18 protein-coding genes are annotated in these 17,777 nt (G+C 60.0%); 6 read left to right on the top strand and 12 right to left on the bottom strand.

What is annotated here, in order from left to right:
• Positions 1-14: 14 nt before the first annotated feature.
• Positions 15-515 (bottom strand): DUF1453 family protein, encoded by a 501-nt coding sequence (locus FHU41_RS14260; RefSeq protein WP_179390268.1) that lies wholly within the window; start codon positions 513-515, stop codon positions 15-17.
• Positions 516-725: 210 nt separating this feature from the next.
• On the opposite strand from FHU41_RS14260, the gene FHU41_RS14255 reads away from it, so the two are divergent.
• The 3 genes from FHU41_RS14255 to FHU41_RS14245 all read left to right on the top strand — a co-directional run bounded on the left by FHU41_RS14255 (position 726) and on the right by FHU41_RS14245 (position 3,031).
• The gene (locus FHU41_RS14255) at positions 726-1,301 is read left to right on the top strand and encodes a GNAT family N-acetyltransferase (RefSeq protein ID WP_179390267.1); all 576 of its coding nucleotides are present in this window, start codon (positions 726-728) and stop codon (positions 1,299-1,301) included.
• A gap of 405 nt (positions 1,302-1,706) precedes the next feature.
• Positions 1,707-2,357 carry an NADPH-dependent F420 reductase gene (locus FHU41_RS14250; RefSeq protein ID WP_179390266.1) on the top strand — a complete coding sequence of 217 codons (651 nt, stop codon included), beginning with the start codon at positions 1,707-1,709 and terminating at the stop codon, positions 2,355-2,357.
• Between the two features lie 38 nt (positions 2,358-2,395).
• The gene (locus FHU41_RS14245) at positions 2,396-3,031 is read left to right on the top strand and encodes a hypothetical protein (RefSeq protein WP_179390265.1); all 636 of its coding nucleotides are present in this window, start codon (positions 2,396-2,398) and stop codon (positions 3,029-3,031) included.
• Here the strand turns inward: FHU41_RS14245 and FHU41_RS14240 are convergent.
• Positions 3,006-3,881 (bottom strand): LysR family transcriptional regulator ArgP, encoded by an 876-nt coding sequence (locus FHU41_RS14240; protein WP_179390264.1) that lies wholly within the window; start codon positions 3,879-3,881, stop codon positions 3,006-3,008. The genes FHU41_RS14245 and FHU41_RS14240 overlap by 26 nt on opposite strands.
• Positions 3,882-3,949: 68 nt before the next feature.
• Here FHU41_RS14240 and FHU41_RS14235 point away from each other — a divergent pair, with 68 nt between their 5' ends.
• Both FHU41_RS14235 and FHU41_RS14230 read left to right on the top strand, forming a co-directional pair.
• Positions 3,950-4,564 (top strand): LysE family transporter, encoded by a 615-nt coding sequence (locus FHU41_RS14235; RefSeq protein ID WP_179390263.1) that lies wholly within the window; start codon positions 3,950-3,952, stop codon positions 4,562-4,564.
• 165 nt (positions 4,565-4,729) lie between these two features.
• On the top strand, positions 4,730-5,344 hold the full coding sequence (locus FHU41_RS14230) for a 2'-5' RNA ligase family protein (RefSeq protein ID WP_179390262.1): 615 nt from the start codon (positions 4,730-4,732) through the stop codon (positions 5,342-5,344).
• Positions 5,345-5,489: 145 nt separating this feature from the next.
• Here FHU41_RS14230 and FHU41_RS14225 read toward each other — a convergent pair whose 3' ends face one another.
• The 5 genes from FHU41_RS14225 to FHU41_RS14205 form a co-directional block, all read right to left on the bottom strand.
• Positions 5,490-6,497, bottom strand: coding sequence for a GNAT family N-acetyltransferase (locus tag FHU41_RS14225; protein ID WP_179390261.1), 1,008 nt, complete (start codon positions 6,495-6,497; stop codon positions 5,490-5,492).
• On the bottom strand, positions 6,497-7,882 hold the full coding sequence (locus FHU41_RS14220) for a glycine--tRNA ligase (RefSeq protein WP_179390260.1): 1,386 nt from the start codon (positions 7,880-7,882) through the stop codon (positions 6,497-6,499). Before FHU41_RS14220 ends, FHU41_RS14225 begins: the two co-directional genes overlap by 1 nt.
• Positions 7,883-8,007: 125 nt before the next feature.
• Complete coding sequence (locus tag FHU41_RS14215; RefSeq protein ID WP_179390259.1) at positions 8,008-9,030, bottom strand: beta-propeller fold lactonase family protein; 1,023 nt, start codon at positions 9,028-9,030, stop codon at positions 8,008-8,010.
• 29 nt (positions 9,031-9,059) lie between these two features.
• Complete coding sequence (gene asnB, locus FHU41_RS14210) at positions 9,060-10,922, bottom strand: asparagine synthase (glutamine-hydrolyzing) (protein WP_179390258.1); 1,863 nt, start codon at positions 10,920-10,922, stop codon at positions 9,060-9,062.
• A 165-nt stretch (positions 10,923-11,087) separates the two neighbouring features.
• On the bottom strand, positions 11,088-12,050 hold the full coding sequence (locus tag FHU41_RS14205) for a DMT family transporter (protein ID WP_179390257.1): 963 nt from the start codon (positions 12,048-12,050) through the stop codon (positions 11,088-11,090).
• 79 nt (positions 12,051-12,129) lie between these two features.
• Here FHU41_RS14205 and FHU41_RS14200 point away from each other — a divergent pair, with 79 nt between their 5' ends.
• The gene (locus FHU41_RS14200) at positions 12,130-12,351 is read left to right on the top strand and encodes an RNA-binding S4 domain-containing protein (protein ID WP_179390256.1); all 222 of its coding nucleotides are present in this window, start codon (positions 12,130-12,132) and stop codon (positions 12,349-12,351) included.
• Between the two features lies 1 nt (position 12,352).
• Here the strand turns inward: FHU41_RS14200 and FHU41_RS14195 are convergent, their stop codons facing one another.
• The 5 genes from FHU41_RS14195 to ligA are packed head-to-tail and all read right to left on the bottom strand — an operon-like array spanning position 12,353 to position 17,725.
• On the bottom strand, positions 12,353-13,000 hold the full coding sequence (locus tag FHU41_RS14195; protein ID WP_179390255.1) for an alpha/beta hydrolase: 648 nt from the start codon (positions 12,998-13,000) through the stop codon (positions 12,353-12,355).
• Positions 13,000-14,178: an AAA family ATPase gene (locus FHU41_RS14190; protein ID WP_179390254.1), complete on the bottom strand. Its 1,179-nt coding sequence runs from the start codon at positions 14,176-14,178 to the stop codon at positions 13,000-13,002. Before FHU41_RS14190 ends, FHU41_RS14195 begins: the two co-directional genes overlap by 1 nt.
• Complete coding sequence (locus tag FHU41_RS14185) at positions 14,175-14,648, bottom strand: DUF2087 domain-containing protein (RefSeq protein WP_179390253.1); 474 nt, start codon at positions 14,646-14,648, stop codon at positions 14,175-14,177. Before FHU41_RS14185 ends, FHU41_RS14190 begins: the two co-directional genes overlap by 4 nt.
• The gene (locus FHU41_RS14180) at positions 14,641-15,486 is read right to left on the bottom strand and encodes an inositol monophosphatase family protein (protein ID WP_179390252.1); all 846 of its coding nucleotides are present in this window, start codon (positions 15,484-15,486) and stop codon (positions 14,641-14,643) included. Before FHU41_RS14180 ends, FHU41_RS14185 begins: the two co-directional genes overlap by 8 nt.
• Positions 15,479-17,725 (bottom strand): NAD-dependent DNA ligase LigA, encoded by a 2,247-nt coding sequence (gene ligA / locus FHU41_RS14175; RefSeq protein WP_179390251.1) that lies wholly within the window; start codon positions 17,723-17,725, stop codon positions 15,479-15,481. The genes FHU41_RS14180 and ligA overlap by 8 nt, the downstream gene beginning before the upstream one ends.
• Positions 17,726-17,777 lie beyond the last annotated feature (52 nt).

Genomic DNA, 17,777 nt, shown 5'->3' with positions numbered 1-17,777 from the left:
TCCTCTTCTTGGACTTAGCGGGCCTGGCTTGAAGCCGGTATCCGGGAGAGAGTGGCGAAGCGCTGAGCCGCGAGAGCAACGGCCAGATAGAGCAAGATTCCAGTGGTACCCAAAGCCTCGGCTCCCGCGCTTTGCTCAGCAGGAGAGAGTTGCACACCGAGCCAGTCGATACCCAAGTGTAGGGCGATACCGACCACCCAGAGCACGATGGTGATCCAGTTTCCCTGACGCATCAGAGTTCCGTCATCTGCGCGCCAAAGATGGGTCAAGCGGCCACGCACCCAACCAAAAACTGCACCGGTCAGCAGGCCGATCACCAAAGCAGCGTAGCCAATCGCGGAGATATCCACCCGGTTCGCCAACTGCACGATCTGCATGAGTCCCAGCACCCCCAAAACCAGCATGATCGTGTAGGGATTGCGCTCCTTGATCGGCTTGGCTTGCAATTGTCGGTAGAGGACCCAGCACAGGATCACGACGGCGAGCAAGATATTGAGCACTACTTGCGATGACATTATTGGCACTTTCCTTCTGGCACCCCTTTGGTGCCTCAAGAAAATCATCCAGCCGATTCCCGTTTTCGACCGCAACCAGCTGTCATCAACCGTCGATGACAAATGTCATGGGTTCCGGAGTGCAGACTAGATCGCTTTGGGGCCGAATCCTGTCGGTGCCGAATCCCGTCGGGGTCAAATCCTGTCGGTACCGGGAGGCATACTGGGGAAATGCTTACCGAACGACTAGACCTGTCTCCGCTACGCCCCGAGGACCTGGACGATCTGTACCAGATCTACTCCGACCCCGAGACCTGGCAGCACCTGCCTTCCGGGCGGCATACCGAACCCAGCCGTAGCCTCGCCATGATCGAGTCCTCGGAGCGCGATTGGCAAGAATCTGGGGTGGGGCGATGGGCCATCAGACTGAGATCTCCGGAGGCAAAACTGCCCGCCGGAAGTTTTATTGGCGCGGGCGGGCTCAGCCCGACCGTGGGTGGAGCCTGGAACCTCGGCTACCGATTGGCACCTGCGGCCTGGGGTCGCGGCTTCGCGACCGAATTTTCTTTGGCTTGCCTTGAATTGGCGGCACAAACCGGGCCGGAAAAACCGGTGACCGCTAGGGTGCTGGAGAACAATCCAGCCTCGGCAACCGTGCTGGAAAAAGTCGGTTTGAAGCTTTTGTGGGCTGCGAAGGGGGTACCGGAGGGAGTTCCCGAGGGACCCACCACCAACCTCCCCCGGCGGATTTATGCGGATCGGGTGCTAGACGACGGGCTATTGCGCGCCCTGATCGGTCTGGGCTGAAAATAGTGGGATGGAGTCCGCAGCGGCTTGGGCGATGGTGACGTCATTGAGCAGCTCAAATGAGTGGATCCGGTGATCCAGGGAGCTACGCCTGGGTCACCGGGAAGCCGAATAACGCCCCGATCAGCGCCGTTGAGGTGCGGGTGGAAACTGCGTGCAAGAAATTAGGACATCACTCACCACCAGCCCGGGCAGAATGGAGAAGGCCAGTACCAGCTAGGCCACCACCAACGACTCGAGCCCGGAGTTCGAACGTGGCGTTCAGAGCCTTGCCCCACAGCTCGGGATAGCTCCCTGGCTTCGCGATAGCCCAATGACGCGACAGGAAGCTATCGCCAAGCTAGTGGACTATCGCGAAGCAACCGGAGCGCCGGAATATATTCTGACCGGACCCGTTACACAGCCATGACAACTCTTGGATTAATAGGCAGCGGGCATATTGGCAGCGCGCTAGCGAGGCTCGCCGTGGACCACGGTTACGACGTCGTACTGAGCAACTCGCGGGGGCCGGAAACCTTGCAGGATCTGGTTGCCAAACTCGGCCCGAAAGCCCGGGCAGCTACCCCTGCGGAGGCTGCACAAGCAGGAGATCTGGTGGTGGTAACCATCCCGCTGAAGAACTACCTGCAGGTTCCCGTCGAGCCGCTGGCGGGCAAGGTGGTCATTGACACCAATAACTACTACCCGCAGCGTGATGGCCAAATCACCGAATTGGACTCCGAGGAGACCACCGTGAGCGAGTTGCTGCAAAAGCACCTACCGACCTCCAAGGTAATCAAAACCTTCAACAACATCGCCTCGGCGGACCTCGCTAGCCAAGGAGTGCCCGCTGGAACGGAGGGGCGTCGTGCTCTTCCATTAGCGGGCAACGACGATGCTGCCAACGCCAAGGTGGCCGAGTTGATCAATCTCTTCGGCTTTGAACCGTTCGACGTCGGCCCACTCAGCGAGGGCTGGCGTTACCAGCGGGATACCCCGGCTTATGTGAAGAGATTTGATACCGCAGGCCTCAAGGAAGCGCTGACCGCCGCCAAGCGCTACGCCGAGCAAGCCTGATCCGGGTTCCATGGCTGTACTCCGTTAGGATTGCGGCCATGGAGAGGTTCTTTCGCGCTATGCGACCGTGGGTCATAGGACTGTCTATTGTTGTCTCTCTTGCGATGATGGCGTCGGGAATTTACAGTATCATCGGGGCCCTTGACTCCCACCGGACGATCCGCCCTTTCCCATTTCCCGGCTATTTCGGTCTGGTAATTAGTTTTACGGTGTTTTGGCTGTATTGGGTAGGGAAAAAGCCCTATATAGATACAAAATCGCCCTACTGGCTTTGGGAACGAGGGGCTGAAAGCGTCGGAAAGGTCTCGATTCCGCTGCCCACAGAACAGGTCTATCGGGCAGTGGCGAAGGTTCTGGACGAAGACCCCAAAGTTCGTATCCATGAACAGCACCCCGATTGGCTCTGGGCTTCCCTCGGAAAGAACTATGACCGGGCCGGATACTGGCTGGCGGCTTACCTAGCACCAAATCAGCAAGGCACTACGCTCACTCTGGGGATTTGGTCGAAAAACTACATCGCTTACAATTTTGGCCGCAATAAGCGCAAGGTTGCTCGACTTCTCGATTCCTTAACTGCCGAGCTTGCACCAGCACCGTTAAAGCCGGAGATTTACCTGCATAATGCAGTCGTATCGACTGCGCCGGCCGCTATCTCAGCTCAGCAGCCGCAGTAATAATCCCCGCCGCCACCGCATCGAGCGCCGCGGAATGCAGTCGCCATTGCTGCCAGTAAAGCTGGATATCGAGATGGTCCTCACTGAGAAGTTGCAAAGACCCACCAGCAAGTAGCTCCAAGCATTGCTGCTCCGGCAGCATCCCCCAGCCCAGTCCCAGTTCCACCGCCCGGAAGAAATCATGCGAGGACGGGATGTAGTTCCGCGGCGGCTCCAGCGGAACGGCACTGCGCTGGCGTAGATAGCGGTCCTGTAAATCGTCCTTACGGTCGAAGACCACCATCGGAGCGAGCCCAAGAGCGGAAACTGTAGCGCCGCCGTCGAACCATTGAGCCGCAAAGCCCGGTGCACAGACCGGAAGGTAGCGCATCACCCCGAGTCTGCGAGAAAGACAGCCCGGCATCGGCTCGGCATAGGAGGTAATCGCGGCGACCGCACGCCCCTCACGCAACAGCTCAACCGAATGATCCTGATCCTCGCGCAGGATCTCTAAGCGTTGCCGGGAGCTCAGTTCGGCGAGCGCGGGCAGCGCCCAGGTGCTGAGCGAATCAGCGTTGACCACGACGGCGAGCGCGGGTTCAGTTCCCGGCTCCAGTTCCAATTCGGTCAGTACTTCGTTGCCGAGCAGCTCCACCTGGCGCGCGAAGCGGAGCAAGATTTCACCGGGTTCGGTCAGTCGTAGCGGCTTGTTCCGCCAGAGCACCGGGCGGCCGAGTTGTTTTTCCAAGGCTTTCATTCGCTGGCTAATCGCGGACTGGCTCACTCGGAGCTCTAGGGCAGCGGCTTCAAAGCTGCCGTGAGTGGCAATGGCGTTGAGCGCTCGAAGCTGGTCTAGCTGCACATTCAACATAAGTAAATCTTATCTTGAGTAAGAAATATTAGCTTTACTGAATTTCAGATGTTGCCTAGCCTAGATCTGTGGACATCCTCTCTGCCCTTGCCGGGCTAGGCACCGGTCTCTCCTTGATCATTGCTATCGGCGCTCAGAACGCCTTCGTACTCCGACAAGGATTACGCAAGGAGCATGTCTTCATTATCGTGGCGATCTGCGCTGGTTCGGATGCCCTGTTGATCCTGTTGGGCATCTCCGGCATCGGTCTGGTGGTGGCAACGGCTCCCCTGGTGCTAACCATCGTTCGTTTTGTCGGAGCGGCTTTCTTGATCGGCTATGGCCTGTTGGCAGCCCGTCGGGCGCTGCGGAAAGAGAAGCTAGGAGCCGATCCAGCCGGTAAGCCACTGTCGCTAGGCGCCACAATTGCCACTTGCCTAGCGCTGACCTGGCTCAACCCCCACGTTTACCTAGACACCTTGCTGCTGCTCGGCTCTATCGCAAATACGCACGGTGATCCGGGGCGATGGTTCTTCGGGCTGGGCGCGGTGGTGGCGAGCCTGCTCTGGTTCGGAGCCCTGGGATTCGGCGCGCGGCTATTGGCGCCGCTCTTCGTCAAGCCCATCGCCTGGCGGATCCTGGATGGGCTGGTGGCCTTGGTGATGCTGGGCCTGGGCATCATGCTGCTACTCGGCTCGCTCTAAACCTCGGCTCTAAGCTTCTTTACCCGCTTCTCTCCCCGGTTCGAGATAGCCCAATAGCTTCGCGATAGCTCAATGTGCCTACATTGAGCTATCCGGAAGCCAATGGACTATCGCGAGCAGATGCAACACCGGGTGTCACCGAGGTGGCACGAATAAGCTGAACGGATGAAGAGATTCTTTGGACAACCCTCAACGATCTGGGCTTCACTGCGGAATCGATTGCATGTCTATGCGCTCCCGGATCCGGAACTCCGTGCCGCGCTGGTCGATTATCAACGCGCGCTAACGCCCTTCAGCTACTGTTCTGTTCAACCTCCAAAGTTCCTGCACGCCACGGTTCAGCAGTTTGCGGTGACCAGCGAGGAGGTCACTCAGCAACAACTCGCCGCCTTTGCTTCAGAGCTCGAACGACTGGCCAGCTCCATGAAGCCCTTCGAGATTGCACTGAGCACACCAGTGGCCGATGACTGGTCACTCGGCGTCCGGGGGAAACCCAGCCTCGAATGGGAGAATCTGGTCTCCGGCGTGCGCTCCGCCGCCCAGCAGACCATCAATCTCGACCGGGAAATGCCCAGAGCACCTTTCGGGCCTCACCTCACCCTGGGTTATGGCGTGGCTCAGGGCAGCTCCGAGCAGGTCCAAGCGGCTTCCGATGCGCTGAAACTCTCCGAATTACCGCCCTTGAAAGTGCAGGAAATTCATTTCTTGGCCGTGCATCAGGACGTAGAACATGGCATATTCCATTGGGATTCCAGCCAGGTTTTCCGCAGCCCAAGGTAGCTCAAGCCACCCCCAAGATAGTCCAATGACATCGCGATAGCTCACTGCACGGACAATGGACTATCCCGAAGTCAGTGAGCTATCGCGAGCCAGCGAAAACCCTAACACTGGGACGACTAGGAAGCGCGAGGAGCCGTGAAAGAGCCTAATCCGCCACGATGATCGTGGTGGCACCAAGCTGCCTTGCCTGACCTGCCTCGATCAAAGGATCTACCAGGGCGGTCAGCGGTTGCATTGAGCTGTCCACCTCCAGCACAACGGGGTGCTGATAAGCGACGAGGGCAACCAGATCGTGAACCGCATCGGCGGCATCTTCTGGCTCCAGCTCAGGCTCCCAGCCCAGGAACACGTCCGCGGGCGGGTCCTCGGACGGAGCGGCGGCCGGATGCGGACCATAGCTCACCGCGAAAGCCCGAACCCTGCCCTTCTTGATCGGCTGCACCTCAGCGCCGAAAGCACTCTCCGGCTCGGCACGCAACACAATAGCTCCCTGCGCACCGCTCGAATCCGCCAGGAAGAACGACTGCACGGCGCCGGGACTCAGTGGCCCGGTGGGGCTCCAGTCACGATGCACCGATTCATACCAGCGTCCGACGACGTCAGTCAGCTCCACCGATCCGGTCGCCAGATCCTGCACCAGTTCGGAACCGGCGTCCTCATCGGCTTGATCGGATTGCTTCGGAAAGCGCGGTAGGGCTAAAACTCCGGGATCTACCTGTACGAATCGAGAAGTTTGAATGACCTGCCAGCCCAGAGCCTGCACAAAGGCAGCCCCGGAAGTGCCTTCGTCGACCTTGGTGGTCACCGCGCGGACCCCACTCGGTGCCTGCTCGGCTTCGTGCCGAAGCATGGTCAGCAAGGTGGCAGCCACGCCGTGGCGGCGGTGATCCCTGGCCACCTCAACGTAAATCCAGAGCGCGCTGGAGTGCAGCCCTTGCTCCATCACCATCCCGGCGGCTACCGGGATACCTTGATCTGTCGCGACGATGCAACGCTTCCAGTTACGCCGTGAACCATCCGGCTGCACGCCGCCGTCGTTACTTGGCTCCAGGGTCTGCCGGAACCAGCTAACTTGCTCCCCTTCCGGGTCACCCCAGATCTGTAGCAGTTCTCGATCATCGCCTTCGAGCCAGGGGCGATACTCCAAAGCCATCAGGCGCCTGCCAGATGCTCGCCAAGGTAGCTGCGCACCTTGTCCAAGGAAACGCGTTCCTGGCTCATCGAATCCCGTTCGCGAATGGTGACGGCCTGGTCCTCCAGGGTGTCGAAGTCCACCGTGATGCAGAACGGCGTGCCGATTTCATCCTGGCGACGGTAGCGGCGGCCGATGGCACCGGCGTCATCGAATTCGATATTCCACAATCCGCGCAACTCGGCGGCCAGACCCTTTGCCTTGGGCGAGAGGTCTTCGTTGCGGGATAGCGGCAGCACCGCGGCCTTGACCGGAGCCAGCCGCGGGTCCAGCTTGAGCACGGTGCGCTTATCCACACCGCCCTTGGTGTTTGGCGCCTCGTCTTCGGTGTAGGCATCGATCAGGAAAGCCATCATCGAACGAGTCAGACCGAAGGACGGCTCAATGACATAGGGCGTGTAGCGCTCATTGGTGGCCTGATTGAAGTAGCTCAGCTCGGTCCCTGAGGCCTTGGAATGATTGTTCAGGTCAAAGTCGGTGCGATTGGCAATGCCCATCAGCTCACCCCATTCGGAACCCTGGAAACCAAACTTGTACTCCACGTCGATGGTGCCCGCCGAGTAGTGCGCCCGATCCTCTTCCGGTACGTCGAAGCGGCGCATGTTCTCCGGGTTAATGCCCAGATCGACGAACCAGTTCCAGCAGGCTTCCACCCAGTGCTTGAACCACTCGTCGGCGTCTGCGGGCGCGGTGAAGAACTCGATTTCCATCTGTTCGAACTCACGGGTCCGGAAGATGAAATTCCCCGGAGTGATCTCATTGCGGAAAGCCTTGCCCATCTGGCCGATGCCAAAGGGGGGCTTCTTGCGTGAGGTGGTGACCACGTTATTGAAGTTCGTGAAAATCCCTTGCGCGGTCTCCGGGCGCAGGTAATGCAGGCCCTCTTCGTTATCTACCGGACCCAGGAAGGTCTTCATCAGCCCGGAGAACAGCTGCGGCTCAGTCCAGTTGCCCGGCTGCCCGGTATCCGGATCCTTGATATCGGCTAGCCCGTTCTCCGGAGGGTGACCGTGCTTGGCGGTATAGGCCTCAATCAGATGATCCGCGCGATAGCGCTTATGCGTGTGCAGCGATTCAACCAGCGGATCGGTGAAGGTCTCCACGTGTCCGGAAGCCACCCAGGTAGGAGTGGGGAGGATTACCGAAGAATCCAGGCCAACCATGTCATCGCGACCGCGGACAAAGTTCTGCCACCACTGCTTCTTGATGTTTTCCTTGAGCTCCACGCCAAGGGGACCGTAATCCCAGGCCGAGCGCGAACCGCCGTAGATCTCTCCGGCCTGGAAGACGAATCCGCGGCGCTTAGCCAGCGAGATGATCGGGTCGAGGGATGATTTGGCGGCCATAGAGGTCAGCTCCTGGAATAGGCGGACGGCTGGATGCAGACCGCAGGTGGGATAAACAAGATAAGCCTACCGGGCGTCCGGTCCAGCACCGAAGTTGAGCCAGGCTGGCTTGCACCTGTCGGAGCTCAGCCAATCAGCAGGCAACTCGGCGTACCGATCTCCACTTCCTGCAGTCGTTCCCCGATCAAGCCGTCGTCCCGCAGGCGGAAAACCACAATATTGTCCCCGAATTGATTGGCCACGTAGAGCAAGCCATCTCCCAGCGCGAAGTGCCTGGGCCAGCTACCGCCCGAGGAAACTTCCTGAACCAGCTCCGGCAGCCCGCCGTCGTCCATTCCGGAAAGCTCCAAGACGCTGAGCTGATCCTGTCCGCGGATGCTCAGATAAGCCTTCGCTCGGTTGGCAGAGAGTTCGATATGCGCCGGATAGCTCTTGCCCTCGACCTGCCAACTGCACAACGGCACCGCACCACGATGCCGCCATTCCCCGATGGCCGCTCCCGGCTCACCTTCCAGCACATGCAGCTTGCCGTCCAGCTCCCCCACTACCAGTAAGTGTGCGACGGCGGCTCCCGCCCTGAAGGCCAGATGTCTCGGTCCGGTGCCAGCAGGTAGCCGAAAGCTGGACTGTTCGATCAACGAATCACCTAGCACCTTGAACTCGATCAGACGATCCGCGCCAAGATCGCTCACCAGCACCGTTCCCCGACTGGTCAGCGTGGCTTGGTGGGCGTGCGGACCTTCCTGTCGCTCAGCCACGGGCCCGGAACCGCTTAGTCGAACGGTATCGAGCAGTTCTAAGCCGGGAGCAGGGCCAAGCAGGCAGACCGTACCGGAGCCGTAATTCGTCACCACCACCCGGCCGTCCGGAAGGAGAACGAGGTGGCAAGGATCTGCCCCGGTCAGCTCAGACCGGCCGATGAGTTCCGCATGAGGTTGATTCGCTCTAGCCCGCAAGGCCACGACCCTGCCCACCTCGCCCTCCAACACGGCATAGATCAGGTCCCCTGATCGAATCAGAAAGGAGGGATTCGACTGCTCGGCAAGCAGAGCGGGCGCACCGAGCAGCCCCTCCGGGCCGAGGGCTAGGGCGCTGATCCCAGCGCCATGACTGTCTTCAGAGGTGTACGATCCAACGAAAAGTTCCACCCATTCAGCCTATCCCTCGGCCCCGATGCTCAGAGCTGCAAGTCCAAGCCGTAGCTACGCACCCAACGATCCATTTGCAGTACCGACTCGGCTTGATACCGCTCCGAGGAGGCCCCCGAACCGCCGGTTCGGACCAGTTCCTTGAGCCGAGGGGCATCAACCAAGTCAATGATCGGGCTATCGCCGCGATCCAGCACCTCGCCCAGCAAATAGAACAAGGACTTGTTATAGGCCGGGTCCTGGGTGGAGGGATAGGGGCTTTTCACCCGCTGCACCACGGACTCCGGCAGTAAGTGTTTCGTCGCTGCGCGCAGTAGAGACTTTTCCCGGCCATCGAAGGTCTTCATGGCCCAAGGCGTGCCATAGACATACTGCACCAAACGATGGTCACAGAAGGGCACCCGGACTTCAAGGCCCACAGCCATACTCATCCGATCCTTGCGATCCAACAGATTTGGCAGGAACCGGGTCAGGTAGAGGTAACTCACCTCGCGCATCCGGGCTTCCAAACCGGTTTCACCGGCTCGGCGCGGCACTTCGGCCAATGCCTTGTGATACTCGCCCTGCACGTAACCGGGCATATCGAGTTTTGCCGCGAAAGCAGAGTTCCAGGTACCCGTTCGGCCAATCCCCCTTGCCATGGCACCCGCAAACCAGGGGAAAGTGCCCGCGTCGCGAGCCTGGGGGTCGTGGAACTCCTTGTAGCCGCCGAAAACCTCATCGGCGGACTCCCCGGAGAGCGCCACGGTGGAATGCTGGCGCACCGCTTTAAAGAGCAGATAGAGCGAGGTATCCATGTCCCCCATGCCCGGGAAATCACGAGCGGTGAGCACGGCAGAGCGGGCAGCCGGGTCCATCAGCTCATCATTATTGAGCACCAAATTGGTGTGCTCCGATTTGGCGTACCTTGCTTTAAGATGCTCGGCTACCGCAATAACGTAGGGACCATCCGGGGTATCCCTGAGTTCGTCGGCCTTGAAATCGTCCTCATAGCCCGCGAAATCTACCGAGAAAGACCGAACGCCTTCGCCGGACCGATCGAGTTGCTCAGCCGCCAGGGCAGTTAATGCAGAGGAGTCCAAACCTCCGGAAAGCAGCGTTCCCAAGGGAACATCGGCGATCAACTGGTGTTCGGCGGTGTCTTCGAGCAGCTCACGAACGGTTTTAATCGTGGTATCCAGATCATCAACATGCTCGTGATCATCGAGTGCCCAATAGCGCTGTTCGGTGATGCCCTGGCGATTGATCCGGACGATATGAGCGGGCGGTACCTCTCGCATCCCCTTGAAGACCGCGTTCCCCGGATTACCAACAAAGCCGAGCAGGCGTCGCAGCCCATCCAGGTCAACGGATCTCTCGGCAAGCGGATTAGCCAGGATCGCTTTAGGCTCCGAACCAAAAAGAACCCCATCAGCGGTGGGCAGGTAATAAAGGGGCTTGATGCCCAGACGGTCGCGAACCAGGATCAGCTCTTCTTTCGCGGTGTCCCAGAGTGCGTAGGCGAACATGCCATTGAAGCGTTCGACGGCGTTCCGCGGCTCGGTAGCGCCCCATTCGTGATGTGCCTGCAGCACGACTTCGGTGTCGCTGCGGGTGCGGAAATGCCGTCCGGAGTTGCTGAGTTGCTCGCGCAGCTCACGGAAGTTGTAGGTCTCGCCGGTATAGATCAGCACCTCCCGAGTGGCGCCTTCGTCCTGGCGGAGCATGGGTTGTTTGCCGTTATCCAGGTCGATGATGGAGAGCCTGCGATGGCCAAGAGCCACATGTCGGTCAATCCAGAGGCCCTCATCGTCCGGGCCTCGGCAAATCATCGTTTCGGTCATGGCTTGTGCTACTTGCCGCTCCTCGCGCAGATCTCGCTCGAAGGACACCCAGCCTGCAATTCCACACATAGTGCTTCATCCTCTCATTTAGTTGCCTTAAGTAACGTTATGGAGAGATGAGAGCGCATACAAGCGAATCTCGGGAATCCCGGAGAACTCCCAGCCAAAAGGAAGGAAATCCCCAGTTTCAATCGACGTCGCGTCCCAGACGCCGATTGAGGTGGTGCGGGACGCTCAGGAAACACGCTTCCGGCGTGGCCAGGGCAGTGTGGCGAGCACCATCGCCAATAGGGTCAACAGGGTTCCCAGCCAGGTGGCGGTGGCAATCACCGATCCCGGGGTCGGGAAAATCAGATCCAGAGCCAACGAGCCAAGCAACTGGCCGGCAATGGTACCCAGTCCGGTCAGCAAGACACCCAGGCCCCGGACTAGCCAAGCGCTCAGCCCGATGAAAAGGCAGCCGATGGCTCCACCCAGGTAATACCACCATTCGGACGGCAGCGGATTTCCCACTCCCGCCACCGAGACCTTGATCAACCACGCGATCAGCAGCACCAAAACCCCGGAGCCAAAATTGATCAGGGTGGCCGCCAGCGGGGTGCCGTAGTGCACCGTTTGGGTGGCATTCATGGCTTGCTGGAAGCTCATCAGGAAGCCTGCAGCCAAGGGCAGCACGACCGGCAAAAGCCAGTGCGAGGCATCTTCCGCTTGGGCGAATCGGGGAGAAACCGCCCAGATCACCGCGGCGATGGTCAGTACGGCCGAAATTACCCGGATGGGGGTGATCGCCCGCTTTCCGGCTGGTGAAAGGCCGATCCGATCCACCAGTAGCCCGCTCAAACTCTGCCCGGTGACCACCGCGACGGTGAAGAGCGCAATCCCGATCAGCGAAACGGTGAGCCCCTGAGTGAGCACGAAGAACGCCCCGATCGCCCCGGCCGCCAAATACCAGCGCGGGAATTTCCGCTCCCGCAGGGATGGCAGAATGGCCCGAATTCCCCTCCTACCGGAAGGCAAGAGCAAAGAAACCAGAACAATCACCACTAAACCGCTGCCGAAGCTCACCACGGCCGCGGCCAGCCCGTCGTTGAGCCGGGCACCCAGCGCACCGTTGATCCGGCCCTGCGCCGCGATGCCGAGGCCCGCAAGTACCGCGAGTGGCATACCGAGCAGCACGGGCAGTTTATGAGCAGTCATCGGCTTCCTCCGGTTTTGCTGATGTTGTCGGTGTGGGGATCGTGCTTCACATCCAACTTTCTAAGGCATCATGGATGCTATGTCCCCTATCGATGAAATCACGATCCGCGATGAAACCATCCGACTCGGCCAATTGCTTAAGCTCGCCAATCTGGCCGATGACGGTTTACAAGCCAAAGAATTCATCGAAAACGGCCTGGTGAAGGTCGATGGAGAGATCGAAACCCGGCGCGGTCGGCAGCTACACTCCGGCTCGGTGGTGAGCTTGAACGGCCAGTCGATCAGGGTCGTTGGTTCCTGAGCTACTCAGCCAGAACCGTGGCGGTCAAGAATTCCGAAACATGTTTGATCTCGGCCGCCGAGATGCCATGCCACATCCCGTTGTAGAGCACCTTGGTTAGCACGGTGTGCTTCGGCAGCCAGGCATTGCTGCTCTCCACAAGCGGCTGCGGAACCACTGGATCAGCCTGGTCGCGGCCCCAGAAGAAGGGCAGTTTGCGCGCTGCCAATTCTTGGTCGCGGAAGAAATCGTCCTCCGCGGTGTCCAGCACAAAGCCGGAAAGACCGACGACGGCGGCGAAGTCGGTGGGACGATGCCTCGCCAGAGTGCTCACAATGGCCATCCCCTGGGAGAAGCCCAGCAGACTGACACTGCTGTGCTCGCCTCGCACGCTATCAATCCAGGAGCCGATTTCGGCGCTGACCCGCTTCACTTCTTGAGGATCAAAGCTCAGGCCGCCTTCGCCGTCGGGTCCCAAGGGGAACCAGGCATAGCCCGGACCCGCGGCAAGCCCGGCACGCACCGAGGCAACGGTGAATTCTGCCGGGAGTTCCTCGGCCAGGCCGAATAAATCGGCTTCATTGGCGCCGTAGCCGTGAAACAGCAGCAGAAGTGGGGAGCCCGCTCGTTGCGAGGCGTCTTTGGACCATAGAGTGGCTTCGCTAGTCATCAGCCCATCCTGCCACGATTGGGCCAGGTCCATGACGGCACGTCAAGCAGTCCGCGTCCCTCCAGCGTTGTCTCGCCAAGCTGTTTGGACAACTCATGCCGATGCACGGCACCCGGGGAATGTTCAAGTTCTCCAATAAGCAAGGGTGAATGGGTCACCACCAGGAGCTGGCAGTGCTCCGAGGCGTCAAGCAATAACTGTGCCAGGGCGGGCAGCAAATCAATGTGTAGGGAGGTCTCCGGTTCGTTAAGCACCATCAGCTCGGGCGGCCGGGAGGTCAGCAGGGCCGCACAGAGCAGTAGATATCGTAACGTTCCATCGGAGAGTTCTGCCGCGCTGAGTGGACGAAGCATTCCGGCTTGTTTCAGCGTGGTCTGAAACATGCCCTCATGCTCCTCGATGCGGACCGCGCTGCCCGGGAACGCGCGGTCAATTGCGAGCGCGAGGCGTTCGCCACCTCCGGCTTCGATTACCGTTTGAAGCGCGGCCGCTAGGTCGTCTCCGTGATGGCTCAGGATGGGAGTGCGAGTACCCACTTGGGCTTGCCTTGCCGGGGCCAAGGGATCGGTACGGAAATGGTCATAAAATCTCCAGGCACGCATCATCTGCCGAACCCGGTACAGCTCCGGTGAACGCTGTAAATCGGCCACCTCGTTGAGCATCGATTCGTGACTGTGCAGATTTCGGCTCAGTTCCTGCCAGTGGCCCTGTTCGTCCCGTCCCCGCACCAGGCTGCCATTGCGCTCGGTCAGTACGGCGGCGGGCCTGGCCGAGGGACCCGCAAAAACCTGTTCGGCTTTAATGATCGGATCGCGGCCAAAGGAGGATTCACCCGGCACCGGCAGGCCGAGGTCGAGTAGATAACCAAAGTCCTCCGAGGCGAACCCCAGACGCAGACTGACAGGCTCCTTACGCACGGTGCCCTGCACCGGAATCTCGCCCGATAACATACCTCGACTCAGGGATTCCGGACCGGCCCAGAGCACCGAATTGAGCCCACCCTGGCGGGCAAGCGAGCCGATCACCTCGCCGTTGGCGCACTCAGCGAGCAAGCGCAGCGCCTTATAGAGATTGGATTTTCCGCTGCCGTTTGCGCCGGTGACCAGGTCAAGACCATGCAGATCCAGCACCAGGTCGCGGATGGATCTGAAATTGCGGATCGCCAACGTGTTGATCAAGGTAGTGCGGCGAATTCGCTGAGCCAGTAATCGGAGCCATCCCGAACCCGCGCCAAATAGTCGTAATCCACCATCGCCCGGCGCAGCCCCGGAACATCGTCGCTGACCACTCGGAGCAGTCCGTTGACTTCCGCCTCGGAGTAGTGCTTACCGGGTTCGAAGAGCCTCCCGCAGAGCAATCTCAGCAGCGCCTCCCGATCGGTGCGGTTCTGCGGCAGCCCTTCGAGCTTCCCCAAGCTCAGATATCGCTGCAAACCCTGTGGTTTCTGCCGCTGCTCCGCCTCCAGCGTCTCGGCATAAAAGGACTCATTGACCCGGTACTCGCCCTCCACCAGAAGCAATAGCCCGGCCTGGCGGAGTCTGGCCAGGCTCGCTTCCGGTAGCTCGGAGTCCCCGATGAGCATCCGAGCGTAAGCCTCACGCAACTCCACCTTTTGTAGAGCTGCAAACGCTGCCTGCCAGCTAGGCATCGGATTCTGCGGGGGTAAAGCTGCCCGCGAGCGCCGGAATTGCTGCCGCGGTCCAGTGCGAGAGAGCCTCGCTGCGTAGTGGCAAACCCTCCAGCGCGGAACTCAGCTCCGGGCGCCTCACCCAGGCACCAGCTTCTTCCGCGATGAGCGCGCCGGCGGCAAAATCGTGTTCGTAGAGCCCGTATTCCAGATAGGCATCCACACCACCCTCCGCCACCGCACAAAGTTCGAGAGCTGCCGAGCCCAGCCTGCGGAAATCTCCGAAGGCTTGCATTCGTCCTTCCAGCTCACCGATCAGCCGGGATTGAATCTCGGTCTCATAGGTCAGCCCGGTGGCGAGCAAGCGTCCGGTGCGCTCTTGCCGCGGACCATTCAACGGACGAGTCAGGATCTTGCCCTCGGCTCCACGCTGTTCAAGCCAGGCTCCGCCGGCCTTGCTGGCATAGTAGGTCCGGCCCAGCGCCGGTGCGGCAACAACGCCAGCTAACCAGCTGCCGTCGGGTCCTACCACCGCAACCGAGGTGCAGTAATAGGCGATGTTCCGAACAAAATTCATGGTTCCGTCTAGCGGATCAACCGACCAGCGGTAGCCGGAAGCCGGTTCGCTTACCGAAGGCGCCAGCTCCTCCCCGGTGATCGAATCGTGCGGACGCCTGAGTTGAATGGCCTCCCGGACGGCGCGTTCCGCCGCCAGATCAATTTCGGTGACCAGATCGGTCTCGCCACTCTTCACGCTCGCGGTGAACTTCTCCGGATCCCGTTCAGCAAGCACAGCAGCCCCAGCGGCCGCCGCCTCTCTGGCAATCTCCAGCAGCGCCGCTGTCGAATCATCAGTCATCCTGGCCAAGCTCCTCAGCTGTTTCGTCGGCTACCGCTTCATCCCCTGCTGCTTCATCCTCTGCCGGACCGTGACGCAAAAGCAATTCGAAGCCTTCCTCGTCGAGGATCTTCAAGCCCAGTTGCTCAGCCTTGTCCCGCTTAGTACCGGCATTTTCCCCGGCCACCACATAGTCGGTTTTCTTAGAGACGGACCCGGCAGCCTTTCCACCTCGACTGATCACGGCTTCTTTAGCTTGATCACGGTTGTAGTTCTGCAGCGAACCGGTCACCACAATGGTCAGCCCCTCAAGCGTCCGCGGAACGGTTTCATCGCGTTCATCGGCCATCCTGACCCCCGCGGCTGCCCAGGCTTCGACGATCTCCCGATGCCAGTCTTCGCTAAACCATTCGATCAGCGCCTGGGCGATGATCGGCCCCACTCCGTCTACCTCGGCTAGTTCCTGCTCGCTCGCGGCGCGGATCGCTTCCATCGAGCCAAACGCCGTGGCCAGCGCGCGCGAGGCCGTGGGCCCGACGTGCCTTATCGATAGCGCCACCAGAACCCGCCACAGTGGTTGGCTCTTCGCCTTTTCAAGCTCCGCAAACAGTTTGAGGGTGTTAGCCGTAGGTTCCGAAGGTTTCTTTGGCGTGCCCTTGGTGTAGAAATAGGGCACCAGCTCGAGTTCCCCACTGGGCTCGCCCTTCAACCGTTTCTGCCGCTCGATCCGAACTTCCGCCAGATCCTCGGCCTTGAGGGTGAAGATCTGCGCTTCGTTTTGCACCGGCGGTTCGGCTGGCTCGGCTGGCTGGGTGAGGGCAATTGCCGCTTCCCAGCCGAGCGCCTCGATATCGAAGGCTCCGCGGCCGGCTAGATGGAAAACTCGCTCTCGCAACTGAGCGGGACAAGACCGGGAATTAGGGCATCGAATGTCTACATCGCCCTCTTTGGCTGGCGCCAAGGCGGTGCCACAGGCGGGGCAATGGCTTGGCATCACAAATTCCCGCTCGCTGCCATCCCGAAGTGCGACCACGGGGCCAACGATCTCAGGGATGACGTCACCGGCTTTGCGCAGCACCACAGTATCGCCAATCAGCACCCCCTTGGCCTTGACCACGTCCTGGTTGTGCAGGGTGGCCATCTCGACAGTAGAACCCGCCACCTTAACGGGTACCATCACGCCATAGGGGGTCACTCGCCCGGTTCGCCCAACATTGACCTGAATATCGAGCAGCTTGGTGTTCACTTCCTCCGGCGGATATTTATAGGCGACGGCCCATCGTGGCACTCTCGAGGTGTAACCAAGAGCTCGCTGAGTAGCAAAATCATCGATTTTCACCACAATGCCATCAATCTCGTGCAGCAGATCATGTCGATGCTCGCCGTAGTGGGCGATGAAATCAAGAATTTCCGAATAGCCACTGAACACCTTGAAGTAGGGGCTAGTCGGCAGACCCCACTCCTTCAGCAGGGCATAGCTCTCGGACTGGCCGCCTACCTCAAAGCCCTGTCGAGCACCGATGCCATGAACCAACATGCTCAGCGGCCGTTTAGCCGTCTCCGCCGGATCCTTCTGCCGCAGGGAGCCCGCCGCGGAGTTCCGTGGGTTGGCAAAGGGCGCCCGTCCAGCGGCCACCATTTGCTCATTCAGCTCGGCGAAGTCTTTGGAGGCGATAAAAACCTCACCCCGGATTTCGACTTCCTCCGGGAGGTTCTCACCCTTGAGTTGACGCGGGATTTCCTTAATGGTGAGCACATTATGGGTAATGTCTTCGCCGGTGATCCCATCTCCCCGGGTAGCTGCCCGCACCAGGGTGCCCTTGCGATAAAGCAGGTTCACGGCCAGACCATCGATTTTCAATTCGGTTAGCCAGCGTAGCGGGCTTTCAACCAATCGTTGCCCGGCAAGTTTCTCCGCACTGAGCTGAGCCTTAAGCACCCAGGCCTCCAACTCATCGAGGGAGAACACGTCTTCCAGACTGTACATCTGGCTGAGGTGTTGCACAGGGGAGAAAACGGCCGAAATCTCACCGCCCACTTCCTGGGTGGGCGAGTCATTACTGACCAATTCAGGATGCAGCGCCTCGATCTCCTCCAGACGACGGAAGAGCTGATCGAATTCCGCATCGGAAATCAGCGGCGCGTCTTCGTTGTAATAGGCGAAGCGGTAACGCCGGACCGACTCGACCAGCGAATCGTACTCGGCGCGAAGCGGCTCAGAGGGGGTATCAGCTTTGCTCACAACACCATCTTGCCGCATCCCACCGACATTGTGGCGAGCTACGGCTTCGAAATGCGGCCAGTATCCAACT

It is taken from the genome of Psychromicrobium silvestre (assembly GCF_013408295.1).
Classification (GTDB): Bacteria; Actinomycetota; Actinomycetes; order Actinomycetales; family Micrococcaceae; genus Renibacterium; species Renibacterium silvestre.
The sequence above is the reverse complement of the archived record's forward strand: the minus strand, read 5'-3'. Positions and strand labels throughout refer to the sequence as shown.